General features: G+C 32.4%; 18 protein-coding genes. 2 read left to right on the top strand and 16 right to left on the bottom strand.

Annotated elements, in window-relative coordinates:
* Window positions 1–6 precede the first annotated feature (6 nt).
* The gene (locus EV145_RS00840; protein ID WP_133523351.1) at window positions 7–279 is read right to left on the bottom strand and encodes a hypothetical protein; all 273 of its coding nucleotides are present in this window, start codon (window positions 277–279) and stop codon (window positions 7–9) included.
* Window positions 272–1,051: a 5'/3'-nucleotidase SurE gene (gene surE / locus EV145_RS00835; protein ID WP_133523350.1), complete on the bottom strand. Its 780-nt coding sequence runs from the start codon at window positions 1,049–1,051 to the stop codon at window positions 272–274. Before surE ends, EV145_RS00840 begins: the two co-directional genes overlap by 8 nt.
* 213 nt (window positions 1,052–1,264) lie before the next feature.
* On the opposite strand from surE, the gene EV145_RS00830 reads away from it, so the two are divergent.
* Both EV145_RS00830 and EV145_RS00825 read left to right on the top strand, forming a co-directional pair.
* A complete protein-coding gene (locus EV145_RS00830; RefSeq protein WP_133523349.1) occupies window positions 1,265–3,448 on the top strand; it encodes a carboxy terminal-processing peptidase in 2,184 nt (727 codons plus the stop codon).
* Window positions 3,449–3,541: 93 nt separating this feature from the next.
* Window positions 3,542–4,330, top strand: coding sequence for a DNA/RNA non-specific endonuclease (locus tag EV145_RS00825; RefSeq protein ID WP_133523348.1), 789 nt, complete (start codon window positions 3,542–3,544; stop codon window positions 4,328–4,330).
* On the opposite strand, the gene rpe is transcribed toward EV145_RS00825, so the two are convergent.
* The 14 genes from rpe to rpsO all read right to left on the bottom strand — a co-directional run bounded on the left by rpe (window position 4,307) and on the right by rpsO (window position 21,146).
* Window positions 4,307–4,969 carry a ribulose-phosphate 3-epimerase gene (gene rpe, locus EV145_RS00820; protein ID WP_133523347.1) on the bottom strand — a complete coding sequence of 221 codons (663 nt, stop codon included), beginning with the start codon at window positions 4,967–4,969 and terminating at the stop codon, window positions 4,307–4,309. The two genes, EV145_RS00825 and rpe, sit on opposite strands and share 24 nt — an antisense overlap.
* A 274-nt stretch (window positions 4,970–5,243) precedes the next feature.
* Window positions 5,244–6,107, bottom strand: a complete 864-nt coding sequence (locus EV145_RS00815) for an RNA polymerase sigma factor RpoD/SigA (protein ID WP_007804760.1) — start codon at window positions 6,105–6,107, stop codon at window positions 5,244–5,246.
* Between the two features lie 82 nt (window positions 6,108–6,189).
* Window positions 6,190–7,641 (bottom strand): hypothetical protein, encoded by a 1,452-nt coding sequence (locus EV145_RS00810; RefSeq protein ID WP_133523346.1) that lies wholly within the window; start codon window positions 7,639–7,641, stop codon window positions 6,190–6,192.
* A complete protein-coding gene (locus EV145_RS00805) occupies window positions 7,631–8,182 on the bottom strand; it encodes an RNA polymerase sigma factor (RefSeq protein WP_133523345.1) in 552 nt (183 codons plus the stop codon). Before EV145_RS00805 ends, EV145_RS00810 begins: the two co-directional genes overlap by 11 nt.
* Before the next feature lie 161 nt (window positions 8,183–8,343).
* Window positions 8,344–10,065, bottom strand: coding sequence for a hypothetical protein (locus EV145_RS00800; RefSeq protein ID WP_133523344.1), 1,722 nt, complete (start codon window positions 10,063–10,065; stop codon window positions 8,344–8,346).
* A complete protein-coding gene (locus EV145_RS00795; protein WP_133523343.1) occupies window positions 10,053–11,288 on the bottom strand; it encodes a DUF4249 domain-containing protein in 1,236 nt (411 codons plus the stop codon). The genes EV145_RS00800 and EV145_RS00795 overlap by 13 nt, the downstream gene beginning before the upstream one ends.
* Window positions 11,289–11,293: 5 nt before the next feature.
* Window positions 11,294–14,029, bottom strand: coding sequence for a carboxypeptidase-like regulatory domain-containing protein (locus EV145_RS00790; RefSeq protein WP_133523342.1), 2,736 nt, complete (start codon window positions 14,027–14,029; stop codon window positions 11,294–11,296).
* Window positions 14,030–14,047: 18 nt separating this feature from the next.
* Window positions 14,048–14,767, bottom strand: coding sequence for a hypothetical protein (locus EV145_RS00785; RefSeq protein ID WP_133523341.1), 720 nt, complete (start codon window positions 14,765–14,767; stop codon window positions 14,048–14,050).
* Window positions 14,768–14,942: 175 nt separating this feature from the next.
* On the bottom strand, window positions 14,943–15,263 hold the full coding sequence (locus EV145_RS00780; RefSeq protein WP_243739183.1) for a hypothetical protein: 321 nt from the start codon (window positions 15,261–15,263) through the stop codon (window positions 14,943–14,945).
* Between the two features lie 119 nt (window positions 15,264–15,382).
* Window positions 15,383–16,129 (bottom strand): LytR/AlgR family response regulator transcription factor, encoded by a 747-nt coding sequence (locus EV145_RS00775; RefSeq protein WP_133523340.1) that lies wholly within the window; start codon window positions 16,127–16,129, stop codon window positions 15,383–15,385.
* Window positions 16,122–17,489 (bottom strand): tetratricopeptide repeat-containing sensor histidine kinase, encoded by a 1,368-nt coding sequence (locus tag EV145_RS00770; protein ID WP_243739182.1) that lies wholly within the window; start codon window positions 17,487–17,489, stop codon window positions 16,122–16,124. Before EV145_RS00770 ends, EV145_RS00775 begins: the two co-directional genes overlap by 8 nt.
* Before the next feature lie 376 nt (window positions 17,490–17,865).
* Window positions 17,866–18,258 (bottom strand): hypothetical protein, encoded by a 393-nt coding sequence (locus tag EV145_RS00765; protein WP_133523339.1) that lies wholly within the window; start codon window positions 18,256–18,258, stop codon window positions 17,866–17,868.
* 319 nt (window positions 18,259–18,577) lie between these two features.
* A complete protein-coding gene (locus EV145_RS00760; protein ID WP_133523338.1) occupies window positions 18,578–20,713 on the bottom strand; it encodes a polyribonucleotide nucleotidyltransferase in 2,136 nt (711 codons plus the stop codon).
* 166 nt (window positions 20,714–20,879) lie between these two features.
* On the bottom strand, window positions 20,880–21,146 hold the full coding sequence (gene rpsO / locus EV145_RS00755) for a 30S ribosomal protein S15 (protein WP_007804772.1): 267 nt from the start codon (window positions 21,144–21,146) through the stop codon (window positions 20,880–20,882).
* Between the last annotated feature and the right edge of the window lie 33 nt (window positions 21,147–21,179).

Genomic DNA, 21,179 nt, shown 5'->3' with positions numbered 1-21,179 from the left:
TAAGATTTAAATAAATAAAGTCGAAATTGCTAAGACAATCACAGCAAAAACAACGCCTCTCGCCATTAATTCTTTATTTCTTTTTAACAGAAATAAGAATAAAACAAGATCTAAAATGCTTCCTAAAGTAATTACTTTTCCTAAATATCCGTATTGCTTTATGGTTTGAAGACCGTTTGAAAGGTCAAAAGAGGTAAATAATTTAATGAAAAGATAACTTCCGATAAGAGAAGTAATAATTCCGATAATAAAACCAATCAGGATGTCTAATTTATTCATTTAATTTCCAGGTGTTAAGTTGTTGCATTGAATGATGAGCCGTTAAGTCAAATTGAACAGGAACTACAGAAATGTATCCATTTTCCAGCGCCCATTCATCTGTATCTTCGCCCTTATCTTCGTTTGTGAATTTTCCGGTCAGCCAGTAATAATCTTTCCCAAAAGGAGTTTGTCGTTTGTCAAATTTTTGAGCATAATACGCTTTTGCTTGGCGACAAATTTTTATTCCTTTTATTTCGTTTTCTTTTAATTTCGGGAAATTTACATTTAAAACGACTCCAGCGGGTAATTTATTGGCAAGTGTTTCCAGTGTTATTTTTTTTACGAATGATTTTATGGGTTCAAAATCGGCATTCCAGTCAAAATCTAAAAGTGAAAAACCTATAGCCTGAATTCCTTCAATTCCGGCTTCAACGGCGGCGCTCATTGTTCCAGAATAAATTACATTTATTGAAGAGTTTGAGCCGTGGTTTATTCCTGAAACGCACAAATCAGGTTTTCTGTGCAGAATTTCATTTACTGCCAATTTTACACAATCTACGGGTGTTCCAGAACAGCTGTATTCAGTTACTAGATCATCATCTTTCGAAATTTTATCCAAAAATAAAGTATTGTTTATTGTGATGGCATGTCCCATGGCACTTTGAGGTTTATCTGGAGCAACAACCACAACTTCTCCAATAGTTTCCATAACACTAATTAAAGCTCTGATTCCGGGTGCTAGAATTCCGTCATCATTGGTTACCAATATTAAAGGTTTTTCGTCTTTCATGCTAGGCGAGGATTTTTTGTTTTATCAAAATTAAGGCTTCTTTAGGCAAATGTAGCAACAGATTTTGGTAGAATACTAACAAATAAATAAAAATTGTAAACTAAATCTTAAAGGACTTTTGAACAACAAACATTTTTATATCTTTAACAAAAAATTATAGTGAGCTTGGCTTTGTTGGCACAGTTTTTACCGTAACTTAGATTAAAAAATTTGATGAATGCTATTATTAAGTTTATGAAAAGAAATTATAAAATACTTATAGCCGTATTATGCTTATCAGTTACCTTATTTGCGTTTAAAATAAATGCAGATAAGTCTGCAGATCCGGACCCAAATAGAGACAAAACGCTTTTAGAATTACTTGCTTTCGTTATTGAAAAAGGACACTATAGTCCGGCTGAAATAAATGATGACTTTTCTAAAGGAATTTTTAAAGATTATATCGATGCACTGGATCCTTCAAAAAGGTTTTTCCTGCAGTCTGATATTGACGAATTTAAGCAGTATGAATTACAGCTTGATGACCAGTTTTTAAACAAAGATCTTACGTTTTTTAATCTTACTTATACAAGATTAATGAAGCGAATGGAAGAAAGTAAAAAACGTTACAAAACAATTTTAGCACAGCCTTTCAACTATAATGTTGATGAGACTTTTAATGCCGATTATGAGCATCTTCCTTATGCTAAAAATACGGCAGAAATTAATGAAAGATGGAGAAAACAAATTAAATTGTCTACGCTTTCTTCATTGGTAACAAAACAAAAAATAGAAGAGGATAAAAAGAAAAAAGATCCTGCTTATAAAGAAAAATCTTTTGAGACATTAGAGAAAGAAACTCGTGACAGTTCATTAAAATCATTAGACGACAATTTTGGTGTAATTAAAGATTTGAACAAAGAGGATTGGTTTTCTGTATATGTAAATTCAATCATGACACGTTTTGACCCGCATACAAGTTATTTTGCACCTGAAGAAAAAGATCGTTTTGATGTTAATATCAGTGGAAAATTAGAAGGTATTGGGGCAAGATTAGTTAAGAAAAATGATTTCACTCAAATTGACGAATTGATCTCAGGAGGTCCCGCATGGAAAGGTAAAGAACTTGAGGCAGGTGACATGATTTTGAAAGTGGCACAAGGAAACGAAGAGCCAGTCGATGTTGTTGGAATGCGTCTTGATGATGTCGTGAAAAAAATTAAAGGTCATAAAGGAACTGAAGTTAAACTTACAGTTAAAAAAGTTGACGGAACTATTAAAGTAATTTCAATCATCAGAGATGTTGTTGAAATTGAAGAAACATATGCTAAATCTAGTATTGTTGAAAGAAATGGATTGAAATATGGTGTGATTTATTTACCTAAATTCTACATTGATTTTGAAAACAAAGATGGTCGTGATGCCGGAAAAGATATTGCTCTTGAGGTTGAAAGATTGAAAAAAGAAGATGTAAATGGTATCGTGCTTGACGTTCGTGATGATGGCGGTGGATCTCTTTCTACGGTTGTTGATATTGCAGGTTTATTTATTGAAGAAGGGCCAATTGTACAGGTAAAATCTGCTGGTAAAAAGAAAGAAGTTTTATACGATAAAGATAAAAAAATCGAGTGGGACGGACCGTTAGTAATTATGGTTAATAGTTTTTCAGCTTCGGCTTCGGAAATTTTGGCCGCTGCAATTCAGGATTACAAACGTGGAGTAATCATTGGAAGCAAACAAACTTACGGAAAAGGAACAGTGCAAAATGTTCTTGATTTAAACCAGTTTGTACGTAACGCAAATTACGGTGACCTAGGAGCTTTGAAAATTACTGGGCAAAAATTCTACAGAATCAACGGAGGGTCAACTCAATTAGAAGGTGTTCATAGTGATGTTGTAATGCCAGATCGTTATGCTTATTTAAAAATGGGAGAGCGTGATATTGATAATGCAATGCCTTGGGATAAAATTGATCCAGCGGATTACAGTACTTGGACTTCTAACGAAAAATTTACTCAGGCGATTAATAACAGCCGAAACAGAATTGCAAATAATGATCAATTCAAATTGATTGAAGATAATGCAAAATGGATTGATGTTAAAAATAAAGAGAATACTTATAGCTTGAATATTAAAAGCTTTAAAGCCACTCAGGAACAAGTTGAAAATGAAGGTAAAAAGTATAAACCAATTGCTGATTATAAAAATAGCTTGGTTTTCAAATCATTGCCTTATGAAGAGCTTGAAATGAATAATGATGCTACATTAAAAGAAAAAAGAGAGGCTTGGCACCAAGCATTATCTAAAGATGTTTATGTAGAAGAAGCTTTAAATGTTTTGGATGATTTACAAACTAAAAGTTATGTAAAAAATACTGTTACTCCTAAAATGAAAAAGGATAAACTGGTAAAATCTTAATTCGATAAAGAATTAATTTGTTATTAAAATGCTCCATAGATATATTATTTATGGAGCATTTTTTTGTAAGTTTATTTCGTAATAAAAGAAAGGATGAAGAATTATATTTTTTTGGGTTTGATTTGTTTGGTATTGGTTTCTTGTAAAAAAGAAAATTCAGAAAGAGAGGGAGCGGTGCAGGAAAAACCAACATCTTTTACTTCAGCCTCGGCTCAAAATACTACAGATTCTTTGTATGCGGTTTCTTATTTGCCAACTTCAACTACAGGTCAAATTGTAAAGCATACATATTACACGCTTTCTTATAATGAAAAATTTGAGCAGGCAGAATGGGTTGCTTATGAATTGAAAAAGGAATATTTGAAAAACGGAGATTATAAACGTCCTTATTTTATTGAAGATCCAAAAGTAACAACGGGTTCTGCGGATTGGAGAAATTATAAAAAATCGGGCTATGACAAAGGGCATCTTTGTCCTGCTGGTGATATGGAGTTTAATAAAGAGGCTTATAATGATACTTTTTATACTTCTAATATTTCGCCTCAAAAACATGATTTCAATAGCGGAATTTGGAACAGAATTGAGCAAAAAACGCGCTATTGGGCAGGGAAGTACAATGATATTTATGTTGTAACGGGAGGTGTTTTGAAAGATTCAGACAAAAAAATAGGGACAGAAAATGTTGCTGTCCCTAAGTATTTTTATAAAATCGTTGTAGCTAAATCTGGAAAAGAGCACAAAGCTATTGCTTTTTTGGTTCCGAATGAAGACAGCGAAAAATCCATTTATGATTTTGTTGTTCCAATTGAAACATTAGAAAAAATGACTGGAATTGATTTCTTTCCGAATTTGAAAAACTTAAAAAGCAGTAAGGACTTTTAATTCTGAAATAGTTTGAGTTGGGTTTTCGGCTTTAAAAACAAAGCTTCCTGCAACTAAAACATCTGCTCCGGCTTCTACTAACTGTTTTGCATTTTTGCTGGTTACACCGCCATCAATTTCAATTAATGTTGAAGCATTTTTGCGAGTGATCAAAGCCTTAAGTTTTTGAACTTTTGTATAAGTGTTTTCGATAAATGATTGCCCACCAAAACCGGGATTCACACTCATAATACAAACCAAGTCGATATCATTTATAACATCTTCTAATAAATCGATATTAGTATGAGGATTGACAGCAACTCCGGCTTTCATTCCTTCAGCCTTAATAGCTTGTAAAGTTCTGTGCAAATGTGTACAGGCTTCGTAATGTACCGTTAAGTTGTTAGCTCCCAAATCGGCAAAAGTTTTAATGTAGCGATCTGGATCAACAATCATTAAATGCACATCGATTGTTTTTTTTGCATGTTTGGAAATTGCTTCTAAAACAGGCATTCCAAAAGAAATATTCGGAACAAAAACTCCATCCATAATATCAATATGAAACCAATCAGCTTGGCTATTGTTGATCATTTCGACATCGCGTTGCAGATTTGCAAAATCGGCAGCAAGAACTGAAGGAGCAATAAGTGTATTCTTCATTTTTATAGTAGTGTGTTGTTTTATTACAAAGATAAATTTTTAACCGCAAAGTTTACAAGGATTTACGCAAAGTTCGCAAAGCTTTGCAAACTTTGCGGTTAAAAGAGCCCTGCAGTTAAGGCCAATAAAAAACTCCGGTAATCAGCCGGAGTTTCAATCATCAATCAAAAAACGAACAGTCAATCAAACTGTTGTTTGCGTTAAAAAGGTTTCAAGTTTCAAGTTTCAGGTTACTACGAGCAACTTGAAACTTGAAACCTGAAACAAATATAATTTATCCTAAATAAGTTTTAAGAATTTTACTTCTTGAAGTATGTTTTAATCTGCGGATTGCTTTTTCTTTAATCTGACGAACACGCTCACGAGTTAAGTCGAAAGTTTCTCCAATTTCCTCTAAAGTCATTGGGTGTTGATCGCCAAGACCAAAATACAAACGAACTACATCAGCCTCTCTTGGAGTTAATGTTTCTAATGAACGTTCGATTTCAGTACGTAATGATTCGTGAATTAATTCTCTGTCTGGGTTTGGAGATTCTCCAGAACGTAAAACGTCATAAAGGTTAGAATCTTCACCTTCAACAAGAGGTGCATCCATAGATAAGTGACGACCAGAGTTTTTCATAGACTCTTTTACGTCATTTACAGTCATGTCAAGTTCTTTTGCAATTTCTTCAGCAGAAGGCGGACGCTCATTAGATTGCTCTAATAATGCGTACATTTTGTTGATTTTATTGATAGAACCAATTTTGTTTAATGGTAAACGAACGATACGTGATTGTTCTGCTAATGCCTGAAGAATCGATTGACGGATCCACCATACTGCATAAGAGATAAATTTAAATCCACGAGTTTCATCAAAACGCTGTGCTGCTTTGATAAGACCTAAGTTTCCTTCGTTAATTAAGTCAGGAAGAGTTAATCCTTGATTTTGATATTGTTTAGCAACCGATACAACGAAACGTAGGTTGGCTTTTGTTAATTTTTCTAATGCTCTTTGATCACCCGCCTTAATTCTTTGTGCTAATTCTACCTCTTCATCCGCGGTAATTAGGTCAACTTTTCCGATTTCTTGTAGATATTTATCTAACGATGCAGTTTCACGATTAGTTACCTGCTTGGTGATTTTAAGTTGTCTCATGTTTTTGTCTCCTCAATTTTTAAGTGTACAAATGGTTATACGTATGAAGTATCAAAAAAGTTACAACTAATTAAAAAATATTTTAAAATTTATAATTAATTCCTGTTTGCAGTGATAAACTGTAAGGTTTTGCTTCGCCATTTTCTTTAAAAGTATTGAGGTAATATTTAAAGAGAGGATTTATATCTACACCTATTTTATCTGTTAATTTATAGGTAATTCCGATTCCTAGATCGAATGAAATATTTAGTCCTGAAATGTTTTTTGCCTCGCCAATTTCCTGCATTGCTATTTTCTCTGATTTTAAAAATAGCTGATTTTTATCTAAAAATAAAAAACTAAATCCAGTGAAAGCATCTACTTCAAATTTGCTTTCATCTTTTTTTATGGCATAGTTAAATTCCATTGGAATTTCATAATAAGAAATTTTTTGAAGCAATTCAGCTTCATTAGAAGTACCAAATGTCTCCTTTATATTGGTTTCAGATTTAAGATTAATGTTTTCAAAATCTGTAATTAAGTTTTGATCGAGGTTTGTTGTTGTCTTTAAATTTATTTTTGAAAATCCTGTTTTAAAACCAATTCTGTCGTACATCGTTTTCACATAGATTCCGTAATGTGAGGTTACGGGATGGCTTTTTGGTAAATTATCCATAGTTGGACTAATCAGCGACAAACCATTTAAAGAACCAAAAATTGCTGGACCATAAAATGCGTGAATACTAAAATCAGGACGATTTTCTTCAGGTTTTGTGTTGTAAACGGTTTTTTTGTATTCTCTTTTTGGAGCAGTTATTTTTTTAGTAAGTAAACTGTCTGTTTTTGTAATTGTATCTTTTTGTATTTGATCTGTTTTTAATGCGGTTTCATTATTTTTTAAAGTGTCTAAAACGGTTTTTTCTGAAGCATAACTTTCGGGTAATTTGGCTTCTGTTTTTTTGTTTTGCCTCAAATTGTAAGGTTTCACTTTTTTGTTTGAAGCGTTTTTTGCTGCTTTATGTTTTGTTGGGGTTTTCGCATTTTTAGAAAGACTCGCTTTCAGTGGTTTCTTAGAAGTTCCTAATTTTATAGGTGCTGTTTTTACCTGTTGCTTTTTAATAACAACCTTATATTTTTTTACGACTTCATACTCTTCGTATTCCTTTGTCGATGTGATCAGTTTACTGGATTCTTTTACAAGCTTTACGTTTTTAGTTTTTGTAATCGTAGTAATTTGATCTGGTTCCTTTTTTTGTAATACTGTTTTTTGACTTGGCTTTAAATCTTGATTTTCGTTACTGATTCCTTTGCTGATTTCTTTTTTTGGTTGTGTTTGTTGTTTCTGATTTTTTTCTTGAAAATCAGAATTAAGATAAAGCGATGCAGACAAAAATACCACAGCGATTAAACTCGGAATTAACCAAGTTAATATTCTTTTGCGTCTTTTTTGATTCAAGTCTTTCTCAATTTTTGACCATAGAAAGTCATTCGGACTTTTGTCCAAATTATTTAACTGACCTCTAATTGCTTTTCCTATTCCTGTTCTATTTTCCATTTTTCTGTTTAGAATAATAAAATGTACTTTGTGATTTAATCTTGTCTTTTAAAATCTGTTTTGCTCTATGTAAATTAGATTTTGAAGTGTTTTCTGAAATGGATAGCAAACTGGCAATTTCCTGATGTGAAAAATCATCCAATTCATATAAACTGAAAACCAGTCGATATTGATGTGGCAATTCTTGAATAAAAGATAATAGAGTGTCAAGCGGTAAATTGATTTCGCTTTCATTTATGAACTCATCCTGCAGATATTCATCCTTAATGGCTGTTAGGACATAAGATTGTTTATAGCGGGTTATTGCCTTGTTGATTGTGATTCTTTTAATCCAGCCCTCAAAACTTCCTTTTTCTTTGTAGTTTTTTATATTACTGAAAATCTCAATAAAAGCGTCGTGAAGATTGTCCTCGGCTTCGGCTTCATTGCTGCAATATTTTAGACTTAGCACATAAAGCGTTTTCTTATATACATGATATAATTCTTCTTGTGCCTTTCGGTTTTGCTTAATGCAGCCCTTTATGAGTTGGTCTAAATTCAAATTTTATTTTAGAATATTTGTTGCTTTTTTTATTCTCTGGTTACAGAGTCTAATTAGTAGTACGGAATAAATAAAAAGGTTGCGTCAATAAATAAAAAAAAACCTCTATTTCAAGTCTTGGAAACAGAGGTTTTTTTGGTGTTTGTATTTTTTGAAGTATACTAGTTGCTAGGTTCTTCTTTTATTTCTATAAAATCTTTGATGAAAACAGGTTTTCCATTTGCTGAAAATCCTTCAAGTGTAACCTCGTAATTTCCTGAGACATCAGACGCATAAAATTTAATATTTGAGTCTGTTTTGCTCAAGTCAATATTAGGTTGCCATAAAAGCTGGTGTCTATAATCTGGAATTCTTACGCTTTTGTTGATTACATAATCAGGACTAAAATAGTTTTTCTTAACCTGAGGTCTTAAAATTTCAGGCCTAATAATAAATTGACCTTTCAGTTTCGTGTCATAATCGCCATTTTTAGTAGTGAAAGAAACAATACCGTTAAAAGATTTTGAACCATAATAATAGATTCCTCTTACTACATTTACCTTATAAATGAGTTTAGGATTAAAGGCAAAAAACTCATTTAGGTTTTCGATAATTAATCCGTCAACAACAATCAAGGCAGGAATTGAAGATTCATAATTTTCATCATAATCGAAAACATGAATCGAGTATTCATTATTGTATTTTCTATAATAAACACCTTTTAAAATCTCCGTAATTGTTTCTTCCATATTAGGAAATCTTGTAAAATCGTCCAGTTTAAATTCTTCAGATGAAGTGCCAAAAAAAGGAGCACCAACAACAGGATTTATTAAACTATCTTTTTTAATATCATAATAGGCATTTTCAACTTGAGTTGAAATCAATCGGTCTGTGATATTTTTCTGGAAATCCGAATTAAATTGAACAGTTGGAAAAGTCAAATTAGAAAAATCTAAAGCTTTTTGTTTGTCAATTTCAATTACATAATCTTCCTTGCCGCTTTCAAGAACCTGCACAATAATATTTGAATTTGGATTTTCTTTTTCTAGAATAAAAAGGAATCTTCCTTGATCATCAGTTTTAGCAAGTTTTAACTCAGAATTTTTTCCGACAATAGAAAGTGCTACTTTTTTGTTTTTAATGTCCGCACTAGCTGAAGATATTTTTCCTGAAATAATTTCGCCTCGCAGTTCTGGAATTGCGAATTGATTTGCCGTAATCTCGCTATTTTGTCCTCCGTTAACATTGCTGAAAATTGCTTTATTTTGAGTTAAATAACCATCAGTTTTTCTAACAGAAAGCGTGTAGTTTCCTTTAGAAAATTCCTCAGAATTAGCTTTGATATTTAATTCAATTAAATCTCTGCAGTTGTGCGATTTGTTTTTTATATCAAAAGAAATATTGCTGTTGCTCACCTTTTCTGACGAAACAGCATTGTACGAAACCGTATTGTTGCTAGGGTTTTCTTTATAAGGATTAACAATATAAATATCAACAGAAAAATATTCTGGTGTAGTTTTGTTAAGCATCCAATTGGTGTACCCAATTAATTTATAGCTTCCGGTTTCTAAAGTTGTCGGAATAAAATAGTCTCCATTTCCTGTTGCTTTGTCAAGAAAAAGTTTGTGAGTGAAAACAACTTTTTTACTATTATCAATTAGCTGTACATAAGCTATTTTGCTGAAAATTGAAGCCGTATTTGCTGCTTTATCTATGCAGAATATTTTGTAGAGCAAAGTTTCACCTGTCAAAAATGAATTAGCATTTGTGCTAAGGTAAATAGCCTCGTTAATTTTCTTGTCAACAACATTCAGTTCGTTTACAGAATTGCTTTTTTGAGCAAATACAATTTGCTGACAGCTAAAGGCTAGCGCTATGAATAATATGTGTTTTAATCTATCCAAAATGGTGGTTTTACGTTTGATGAATAAGAAGTACAGTCGCCGCATTCAATAGGGTACAATATATAGCTAGTACCTTCTGTAGGGAAATAAACTTTCGTGCCACTTGAAAGTAAATTCAGAATCAGTTCGCCCTGGCATTCATATTCAGGATTTTTATTGAAACAATAATTGTAAATATATTGTTTGGTCTGATCATCTGGTATTGGAGAAGGGCAGATGTATGGATACTTCGGAGTAGGTTCGCCATTCAATAAATCTTTGAAGTCAAAAAACAGTCTTTTTTCAGAATAAGAAGATACATCAAAATACCCAATGACTTTTTCTCCGGGGTTATCCACTGATTTTATGTTTCCATAGAAAAAACCAGGCTGTGTCTGCGATAAAATACTTCCTGAATTTGATATTTCTTTCAGTGTTTCAGAAAATGTATGAGCCGCAAGACTTTGTACATATTGTTTCACTAAAATGCTATATCTATTTGCAATAATATGATCAGTGCTGGCGATGAAGCGTACAGGAAAGTCTGTTACTCTATCCTCAGATAAATCATTTGTACTGGTTAAAAGCAATTCATTCGAGCTTTGGTTGGAGTAACAAGTTCTGACATCTTCAGTTCGATCTTCAAAAACAACCATTCCTGGTGGATAAGAACCCGCTGGAAAATAAACGGGAACTGCTTTTTTAGGGTAATATTTTGGAGCCACAACTTTATAGGTTTCATCATACTCATACCTGTAATAATGCGAGCTGTTTGTTGGATCATAGCTATTTACTGTGATTTCAACTCCAAGCTGGTTTTCTTTGGTTACTTTATTAGCTGCGATACTTTCTATTTCAGTTTGGTGTGGCAATGTTTCGTTGCTTGAAATATATGTTCTGCCATCTTTAGTAGTTACATGCAGCTGATATTGTCTGTCTGGTGCTGCTTGAAAAGGAGTTACAGAAGTATAGTTTTCAGTATTTTGCTTAAAATCGTATTTATTGCCTTGATTATCTGTCACAAAAACAACAGCACCTGTTTCAAAAGTTGGACTTTTATCATCAAGCTTATACGATCTTGTAAGTTTTACTACTTGCGCTTTATTTTGATTGGTAATAGTGGATTCAATAACAATGATATCTTCGAATCCGCTGCTTGATTGATAGGTATAAGGTGTTGTACAGCCAAATACCGCAAAGAATAGTATTGTTATTAGAAATCTAAGTAAAAAGATTTTTTTCATAACGGTTAAAATTTAAAATTATAAGTAACAGTTGGTATTGGAACTGCGAAAATTGATGTTTGATAAGCTTTTACTTGGCCTTCTTTAGTAACAAAGAAAATCGAATAAGGATTGTTTCTTCCTAATACATTATAGATTGATATATTCCAGAAACTATGCGCTAATTTTTTGATCTTGTGATTTCCTTCAATATTTAATCCTATATCCAATCGGTAATAATCAGGTATTCTAAACTTATTTCGGTCACTGTATAAAGTATATTCTGCACCGTTGTAATCATATTTACCAATAGGGTAGGTAATTGGTCTTCCTGTTTGATATACAAAATTAGAAGAAAAACTGTAACGATGCGTGAATTTATAATTCATAACAATGCTAAAATCGTGTGGCTTGTCAAAATTACTCGGAAAATAATCCCCGCTGTTTACTTTTTCATCATTAAACTGACTGTCTAATTTTATAAATGATCTTGAATACGTATAGCCAATCCATCCATTAAGGCGTCCAATTGATTTTCTTAACAAAAATTCGATACCGTAAGCTTTCCCGTCTCCCTGAAGTAATTCGGTTTCTAGGTTTTGGTTTAAAAGAATCTGTGATCCGACTTTATAATCCAAAATGTTTTTAGAAGTTTTGTAATACCCCTCAACACTTAATTCTAAGTCATTATATTCTAGTTTTTTGAATATTCCCAATGAATATTGTAGGCCACTTTCTGGTTTTACATTCAAATCAGACAATTTCCAAGTATCAGTTGGCGATTGTGTTGTATTGTTTGTCAGTAAGTGAATGTACTGATAATTTTTATCGAAACCAGCTTTTACAAAAAGACTTTCGTTAAAAATATAACGCAGGCCAACTCTTGGTTCAAAACCTCCATTTTTAGAAATTACATCATTATTTCCGTAGGTCTTTTGTTCAATTACTGTGGCTGGAGTCTTTGGTACGCCATCTGCATATACATTTTGTGTTGACGGGCCTAGCGCCATATAATAAGAATAACGTGCGCCAACATCTAACAATAGTTTTTCGGAAATCTGAAATTTATCAGAGAGGAATGCGGCCGATTCGAGTCCCTTTTCATTTTCTATTGTAATTGGCGTGACTAACGAGCTTTCTCCATTTGGCGATAATTCTCCCGGATTTACTTTATATAGTTTAGTGGCTATTCCATAAGTAAGCTTATGCTTGCTGTTAAGTTCGCTGGTGAACTTTAAAGTAGCCTGACTCTCGTTTATTTTATATTTAAGCAGAAAAGATTCAGGATTAACAGATTGGTAATTTATGCTGTATTTGTACTCACTATTTGTTACGTTGAACTCGCTATTGTTTTTTTCATTGAATGCATGTTTCCATTTCAACGAAATTAATCGGTTGCTGTATTGAAATAATGAATCTGGAGTTAAGCTGTACTTGTCTCTACTGTAATATCCAGTTCCTTCAACAGTGTTGTTTTTATTGATTTTATGATTGTATTTTGCAAACAAATCATAAAAAGAAGCTTGACTGTTTTTTAGTCGATCATCATCCAATGTTTTTAAAATCCAATCTGAGTACGTTGCTCTTCCGCCAACTAACAAACTAGCTTTGTCTTTTACAACAGGAAGTGATACCGTAAGATTGCTGGTTACGGGGCCAATTCCTCCTTCTCCAGAAATTTTTTCAGTATTTCCATTTTTAGAAATAATGTCAAAAACAGATGATAAGCGGCCACCATATTCAGAAGGAATACCTCCTTTATAAATATCTACTTTGTTGATCGTATATGGATTAATCGAAGAGAAAAAACCAAAAAGGTGCGTAGGATTGTAAATTGTAGCATTGTCTAATAACACTAAATTTTGATCTTCTTTTCCTCCTCTGACATTAAATCCAGAAGATCCTTCACCTGCCGTTTTAATTCCAGGAATCGTTAAAGCCACTTTCAAAATGTCTCTTTCTCCAAGAACTAGAGGAATATTTTTTACTCCTTCAGCTTCAATAGTTGTAACTCCTGTAATGGCTGTTCGAATGTTTTGACTGTCTTTTCCTTTTACTAAAACTTCATCAAGCTGATTGATTTTTTCAAGAATAGTAAAATCTAAAGTACCATTGCTGTAAATCATTATTTTTCTAGCCGTGCTATTGTAAAATAATGACTCGACTTCGATAGTGCTTAATCCGGTTGGAAGTTTAAAACTATAAAATCCTTCAGCATTAGTAGTCGAAATAATAGCCGTGTTTTTTACTTTTACATTAATATCTGCTAATGGTTTTCCGTCTTTTAAATCAGTAATGTGACCAGATAAAGTATATAGGTCTACATCTGTGTCAGTGGCTTCTTTACCAATTAATGCAATAGGTGCAGTTGTGCCTGATTTGTCTTTTTTAACGGAATCATATTGCTGGAAAAAGATAGGCGCATTAGCATCTTTTTTGTTTTGAAGCTTGTCGTAAATAATACTGTTTTTTGTTAATATGATTTTATTCTTATTAATGTAAAAATTAAGTTCAGTATCTTCAAGTACCTTAGACAAAACTTCTTCAATAGTTTTGTTAGAATAATCTCCGGAGATTAAGACATTTTTATCAAACCAATTTTCTTGGAAATAAAACTTATAAGAAGTCGAAGCCTCGATTTTTTCTAAGGCAGCGATTCTGTTTATGTTATTAAAAGTAACGTTTATTGTGTTTTTTTCGCCTTGTGAATGCAGTATCTGATTAAAACCGAAAAATAATAAAAGGATAGTAAATATTCTCATTGTATGTTTCTTCAAGTTTTAATTATTGATAAATTTCATTAAGTTTTTCATGAATAATGCTGTGTTTTCCTTTCTAAGACTTCGGTTCATGAGATAGAAATCATTTATTTTTCGTTTACTTTCTGGAAATAATTTGATAATCGCATTTTTATCATTGATTAAATTGAATTTATTTTCTTTCCACAAAACAAATTCATATCGAGGAATGTATTCAATGAGATTAAATTCTTCCTTAACATTTTTCTTTTTCTCTTTATAATATTTAATGTAAAGGACTTGATTGCTGTTGATTGTAATTTCTTCGTAGTAACCGCCTTTAAAAGCAGTGTTATTCAATTCTTTAAGATTCACAAAAGTTTCACTGCCAATTTTAAAATTAGCAACCTCTGACTTAATAAGATTTATTTTAGTATTGTTTTGTTCATCGTAAGGACGTAGAACAAGTTCATCAGCGTAGATGTCGTACTTTAAAAATAAATCAAAATAGTTTTGGGAATTGTATCTTACGCTTCCTTTTTTGAATTCATCAGGACCGTAGTAGCGATGTTGGTTGTCGATGGTTTTGTCAAAGTTTAAATGAGCACGGCCATTTTTAATATCTAATGATTCGATGCCTGCATTTTTATCAAACCAATTGAAGGTTTCGATTTCTTTGACGCTTTGGCTGTGTATTGAGTGAATGTTTAATAATAATCCAAATAAACTTAGGAATATTATCTTATTTTGGGAATTTTTCAAAAGATCGGTGGATTTTTGGTTTTGTTTCGGTTGATTTCAAAAGTATTAAAAAAAAAGTTACAAATAACACTAACAATTGTTAAAATGTAATAAAATATTCACTTTTTAACGTAAAAAACACCTCAGCTTAATAATAAACCGAAGTGTTTTTATAAAAAAGGGGCAAAATTTATTTTTATTTTAAACTATCATCTGGCGAATCAAGAATTTCATCAAATATTTTTTTGAGTGATTTTAGATAAATAGGAAAAGCGATAAGCAATAGAATGTATTCTTTTCTCAGAACAGTAACATCATCCAGAATTATATATAAACTGGGAATCAATATCGCGAGTGATGCCAGCGCACCAATCCAGGGATTTGATATTAATTGTTTTAAAAGAGGTAAAATTTTCATTTCTGGTCTATTGGTTAGCTCGATTTTCATTAAGATGGGTTTGTTTATTTGTTTAGCAAAAGTAACTTCGATTTTGTCGAATTGTTTTGAAAATGTCATGAAAGCGGTTTTTATTGTCATGAAATCCTGAAAAAATCATTTATGATTTATAATAAGGATATAGAAACAAAAAATCCTCTATAAAAAGAGGATTTTAAAATATTATGACGTGATACATGTTAAGATAAAATATTGATTTTTTTTATAAAATCCTTATACGTGTCGCTTAGGTTTATCTTGTGGTTTCCTTTTAAAATGACAAGATTATCAGCTAGGATGATCTCTTCTATTTTATCTGAATTTACAATCGTATTTCGATGTGTTTTTACGAATTTATTTTTATCCAGCAACTCGCTGATTTTTGTCAATGAAATTAAAATAACAAATTTTTCTTTTTCAGTAATGATGTTGCAGTACCGTTCTTCAACTTCAATGTAAAGGATATCGTTTATGGAAACTTTTTTTAGCGCGTTTTTTTTCTTTATGAATAAGTGCTCATTGCTGATAACAGTGTCCTGTTCTTCGCTTAAAAAAACGTTAGTCTGGGCATAAAATTTCTCAACAGCCATTTCTATGGCATATAGAATTTCGAGTTCATTGAAAGGTTTCATCAAAAAACTGAAAGGCTTGGTAAGTTTAGCGCGTTCAAAAATTTGGCGATCTTTTGAGCTAGTCAAAAATACAAATGGCTTGGCTGCATTTGGAATAATGTTGATCGATTCAGCAAATGTAATTCCGTCTGGCTTTCCGTCTAGAAAAACGTCGATAATAATAATGTCAACAGGATGCTCATAAAAAAGTTTAAGCGCATCGGTAAAATTTCTAGCCACACCTGCAACAATATAATTATTTTCAAGCAACACTTTGATCAAAGCATCGCTTTGTTCTGGTGTGTCTTCTATAATTAAAACATGAATGTTATCCATTGTTGTTTGTTTTTGGTAATGTCAGTATTATTTTGGTCCCAATATTTGGTTTGCTTTCGATATTTAGTTTGCCATCATTTTTCTTGATCATTTGCATGCACAATTGCATTCCTAAACCGGTGCCTATAATTTCAGAATCATTTTTTTTGGCTAAAAGCTCATTATCATTTAATAATTCTCTGATTGTGTTCTGATTCATTCCAATGCCGGTGTCCTCAATAATCAGCTCACAAAATTCGGAATTGCTTTCTTGGGTGTAGAAACTGATTTTTCCATTTTCTTTTGAGAATTTAATAGCATTATCTAATAAATTTCGAAAGACTATTTTTAGAGAATCAATATCTGCGAAGATAAAAATATTTTTTGAGACTGAATTTTCAAAAGTAATCGACTTATCTAGAAGCAAAGGTTTGTAGTTATACTCGATTTGCTGCACAATGGAATATAAGTGAACGGATTCTTTATGAAAATACAACTGCTTTGTTTGCAGCATAGCCCAATGAAGCAAGTTGTCTAGTAAACTGTAAGCACCGTTTGCAATAAAATTGTTTTGGGTAATAAGCTGGTTTAACTGGTCGTAATTTTTAGTTTCAAGCGTCGCCGCTAATTTAGAATTGCTCGTTTTTAATGCATTTACAGACGAACGCAAATCATGGCTAACAATAGAGAACAATTGATCTTTTGTAGCATTGAGCTGGTCGAGTTTGTTTTTTTGTGTCAATATAATTCGCCCATTTTTTACTTTTTGGGCATAAAAATAAACTCCTGCCGTTAAAGCTATTAGTAAGCCAATTGCAGAGAAAAACAAACTGTTGCGTTGTGTGTTTTTTAGCTGATTTTCGACTTCGAGAACTTTTATTTGCTTTTGTTTTTGAGCGACAGCAAATTTTTTCTCATAATCTGCGAGCGCCCAAATCTTGTTTTGATTGTTTAAGGAGTCTTTCCATTGATCCGCCTCTTTTCTATACGCTAAAGCTTTTTTGAAATCATTTCTGTTTTCTTCAACAATTGCCATATTGAAGGCTGCAAAGTTTTTAACGGTAAAATCTTTGCTTTGTTTGGAAACATTATATGCTTTTGTATAATAATAAATGGCTAAATCATCTTTGTATAATTCGTAATACAAAGCCGCCAGATTAGTGTATGCATTAGAAAGTTTGTCTTGATCTTGGTTTTTTTCACATAAGCTAATATTCTTAAGCAAATATTTTTCAGCTAAATCATATTTTTTAAGGAAAATATAAGTTGTACCAACACCACTGTAGATATTGCCAATGTAGTCTGAATCATTAATCGCGATTGTTTTTTTTTCGGCTAGCTGTAAAAAGAATAAAGCTTTGTCAAGTTTCTTTGTTTCCAAGTACGTTACGCCTATAAGAAAGTACTTTATATGCGATAACTGAAAATTTTCGGATATCGCAAATAGTTCATTTTGAGATTCTTTATAGAATTTTTTATTAAAAAAACATACACCTCTAAAATAATGGCAATAATCTGCTGCGAGCTTGTTTTTTGAAACACTCAATTGCTTCATGGAATACAGCAATGTAGAATCCCAATCTTTTTTAAAATAAAAAGATTGGGCTTTTACAAAATTATTTTCCTTTTTAAGCTCTATTGTTTTTTGTTGAAGTATTTTTTTTTCAAATAGACTAATCTTTTTGGATTGTGAAAAAAGACAAAACGGAATTAGGAATAATAAGCAAAAATAAATTTTGATATTTTTTAGCTTCATTTTAAGGCACATTTGTTTTTGTTCCTCTTGAAGTTTCAGGGTCGATATCTTTTAGATAAGAAATAATTTCAGTTATATCTCCTACTGTATCAGAAGTGTAATCCAGTTCAACATACCAAACATCACAGCTTTCAGGTGTTTTTTCAGAAAAATTATAGTCAAAAAAGAGTGTTAGTGTATTGTTCTCTTCTGTAGGTGGTTCAACAGTTGGATTTGCGAGATCTTCAGAGTTGATGTATAAAGTTGCTCTGATTTTTAATGTCAGTGCTCCGCCCTCTGGAGTGTAGAATTTTGCAGAAACTAATGGGGATACAGGATAAATGACTGTCTCAGGATGCGAAAAAATAAAGGCATCAGTATTAATTCTAGAATTTTGTAAAACGGTATAAGCCATATGAATGGTTTTAAGGTTAATACTTAATTATTTTTGATAAGCTAAAGGTATTTTTTTCTTACAATAAATGCAATAAAAACCTTGATTTTTAGTGCTTTTGCATATTGTTTTATTCAGAAATTGAAAAAATATTTGTTTTATGAAATTTTAAGAACCTTAAACAAATTGAATAAAAAAAGATAAGTGCCAATTGCATTGTTTAATTAAAGTCTGTTTTATGTTTAAGAAATAAAAAAAAAGAAAAGAAAACGAAAAACCCCAATTCAAATAAATGAATTGGGGTTTTCTATGAATAAACCTTTAGTAAACTAAGATCTGATTACTCTTTTTTCTCCTCACGTGGAGGTCTTTGCAAAAGCGCTTTTCTTGACACTTTTTCTTTTTTAGTTTTAGGATCAACACCTAAGTATTTCACTTCAAATACATCACCCATGTTTACTACATCAGTAACGTTTTCAGTGCGTTCCCAAGCTAACTCAGAAACGTGCAATAAAACTTCATTTCCTGGCGCAGCAGTATATTCAACTACGGCTCCAAAATCTAACATTTTAATTACTTTTACTTCGTAAGCTTCTCCCATTTGTGGTTTGAAAGTGATTGACTTAATTTTAGCCAATACTGCTTCAATTCCAGCAGGATCTGTACCTAAGATTTCAATAACACCTTGCTCGTCAACTTCGTTGATAACAATAGTTGTTCCTGTAGCTTTTTGTAATTCCTGAATTACTTTTCCACCAGGTCCAATTAATGCTCCAATAAAGTTTCCAGGAATAGTTCTGGTAATGATTTTTGGTGCGTGTGCTTTTACATCAGCTCTTGGAGCAGCAATAGTTTCAGTTAATTTTCCTAAAATATGCAAACGTCCGTCACGTGCTTGAGCTAAAGCTTGTTCCATAATGTCATAACGTAAACCATCAATTTTGATGTCCATTTGACAAGCAGTGATACCATCAGCAGTTCCAGTTACTTTAAAGTCCATATCTCCTAAATGATCTTCGTCACCTAAAATGTCTGACAATACAGCAAATTTCTCTCCGTCAGTAATCAATCCCATGGCAATACCAGAAACTGGTTTTACCATTTGAACTCCAGCATCCATCAAGGCCATTGTTCCAGCACAAACTGTTGCCATAGAAGAAGAACCGTTAGATTCTAAAACTTCAGAAACAATACGAATTGTGTAAGGACAATCAGCAGGAATCATATTTTTTAATGCTCTTTGAGCTAAGTTACCGTGACCAACTTCTCTTCTTGAAGTTCCTCTTAGTGGTTTTGCTTCACCAGTTGAGAAAGGAGGGAAGTTATAGTGTAAGTAGAATTTCTCTTCACCTTGTTCTGATGGAGAATCGATTTGGTTTGCTTCTCTAGAAGTTCCTAAAGTTACAGTTGCCAAAGCTTGAGTTTCTCCACGTGTAAATAAAGATGAACCGTGAACTCTTGGTAAATAATCAGTTTCACACCAGATTGGTCTGATGTCTGTAGTTTTTCTACCATCTAAACGAACACCTAATTCTAATACTACATTACGAACGGCTTCTTTGTTTGTTTTGTAGAAATATTTAGAAACTAAATCTCCATCAGCAGCTAATTCTTCTTCAGTAAATAAAGCTTTAACTTCTTCTTTTACTTCAGCAAATGCAGCGCCTCTTTCGTGTTTAGCTGAACCAACTTTTGCAATAGCATAAATTTTATCGTATGCTGCAGCTTTTACTTTTTTGTAAATCTCTTCGTTTTCTTTCTCACCTTCGTAAGAACGAATTTCTTTTTTACCAAAAGCAGCCTGTAAACGTAATTGAGCTTGAATTTGAACTTTGATAGCTTCGTGAGCAAATTTAATTGCTTCGATCATTTCAGCCTCTGAGATTTCTTTCATCTCACCTTCAACCATTGCTACAGAATCCATAGAAGCTCCAATCATCATATCGATATCAGATTTTTCTAATTCTTCTCTGCTTGGGTTGATAACTAGTTTTCCATCAATACGCGCTACACGTACTTCAGAAATTAGGTTATAAAAAGGGATGTCTGAAACAGCTAATGCTGCAGAAGCTGCTAAACCAGCTAATGCATCTGGCATAACTTCTTCATCATGAGACATTAATTGAATCATAACTTGTGTTTCAGCGTGGTAATCGTCTGGGAAAAGCGGACGCAATACACGGTCTACTAATCTCATTGTTAACACTTCGCTGTCGCTAGGACGTGCTTCTCTTTTAAAGAAACCTCCTGGGAAACGACCTGCTGCTGCAAATTTTTCGCGGTAATCTACCGTTAAAGGTAAAAAATCAACGCCTGGGTTTGATGTGCGAGCTGAAACTGCTGTTGCAAGAATCATCGTGTCGCCCATTCTTACTACTACAGATCCGTCAGCTTGTTTAGCTAAACGTCCTGTCTCGATTGTGATGCTTCTTCCATCACCTAAATCGATCTTTTCTACAAATAATTGTGGAATCATAAATTTTTTCCTTTTTGATTATACAATGGGTTTTAGTTGTGTTGTAGTTGTTGTTGTGTGTAGTTGTTGTTATCTAAAACCCAATGAAAAACCAAACTTTTTTTCTTGTAAATGCTTGTAATGTAAAAACAAAAAGAGGCACTTTCGCACCTCTTTTCTATATTGACTATTTTCTGATATTCAATACTTTGATAATCTCACGATATCTGTTGATTTCTTTCTTTTTCAAGTAATCCAACAAAGCTCTTCTTTTACCTACTAATAGTACAAGAGAACGCTCAGTGTTGTAATCGTGACGATTTTTTTTCAAGTGTTCAGTTAAGTGAGAAATTCTGTAAGTGAACAATGCAATTTGACCTTCTGCGCTTCCAGTGTTTGTTGCACCACCGTGTTGTGCGAAAATCTCTTCTTTCTTTTCTTTAGTTAAATACATTCCAATATTATTTAATGATTTTTATGTATGTCA

The sequence above is a fragment of the Flavobacterium sp. 245 genome (assembly GCF_004362055.1).
In the GTDB taxonomy this organism is placed as follows: Bacteria; Bacteroidota; Bacteroidia; order Flavobacteriales; family Flavobacteriaceae; genus Flavobacterium.
This window is presented reverse-complemented; position numbering and strand designations above follow the sequence as displayed.

Excerpts from the sequence above, each read along its gene's own strand:
- surE (WP_133523350.1), bottom strand. The coding sequence starts at position 1,051 with ATGAAAGACGAAAAACCTTTAATATTGGTAACCAATGATGACGGAATT.
- EV145_RS00815 (WP_007804760.1), bottom strand. The coding sequence starts at position 6,107 with ATGAGACAACTTAAAATCACCAAGCAGGTAACTAATCGTGAAACTGCA.
- EV145_RS00840 (WP_133523351.1), bottom strand. The coding sequence starts at position 279 with ATGAATAAATTAGACATCCTGATTGGTTTTATTATCGGAATTATTACT.
- rpe (WP_133523347.1), bottom strand. The coding sequence starts at position 4,969 with ATGAAGAATACACTTATTGCTCCTTCAGTTCTTGCTGCCGATTTTGCA.
- EV145_RS00760 (WP_133523338.1), bottom strand. The coding sequence starts at position 20,713 with ATGATTCCACAATTATTTGTAGAAAAGATCGATTTAGGTGATGGAAGA.
- EV145_RS00765 (WP_133523339.1), bottom strand. The coding sequence starts at position 18,258 with ATGGCTTATACCGTTTTACAAAATTCTAGAATTAATACTGATGCCTTT.
- EV145_RS00790 (WP_133523342.1), bottom strand. The coding sequence starts at position 14,029 with ATGAGAATATTTACTATCCTTTTATTATTTTTCGGTTTTAATCAGATA.
- EV145_RS00810 (WP_133523346.1), bottom strand. The coding sequence starts at position 7,641 with ATGGAAAATAGAACAGGAATAGGAAAAGCAATTAGAGGTCAGTTAAAT.
- EV145_RS00780 (WP_243739183.1), bottom strand. The coding sequence starts at position 15,263 with ATGACATTTTCAAAACAATTCGACAAAATCGAAGTTACTTTTGCTAAA.
- EV145_RS00795 (WP_133523343.1), bottom strand. The coding sequence starts at position 11,288 with ATGAAAAAAATCTTTTTACTTAGATTTCTAATAACAATACTATTCTTT.
- EV145_RS00825 (WP_133523348.1), top strand. The coding sequence starts at position 3,542 with ATGAAGAATTATATTTTTTTGGGTTTGATTTGTTTGGTATTGGTTTCT.
- EV145_RS00775 (WP_133523340.1), bottom strand. The coding sequence starts at position 16,129 with ATGGATAACATTCATGTTTTAATTATAGAAGACACACCAGAACAAAGC.
- rpsO (WP_007804772.1), bottom strand. The coding sequence starts at position 21,146 with ATGTATTTAACTAAAGAAAAGAAAGAAGAGATTTTCGCACAACACGGT.
- EV145_RS00830 (WP_133523349.1), top strand. The coding sequence starts at position 1,265 with ATGAATGCTATTATTAAGTTTATGAAAAGAAATTATAAAATACTTATA.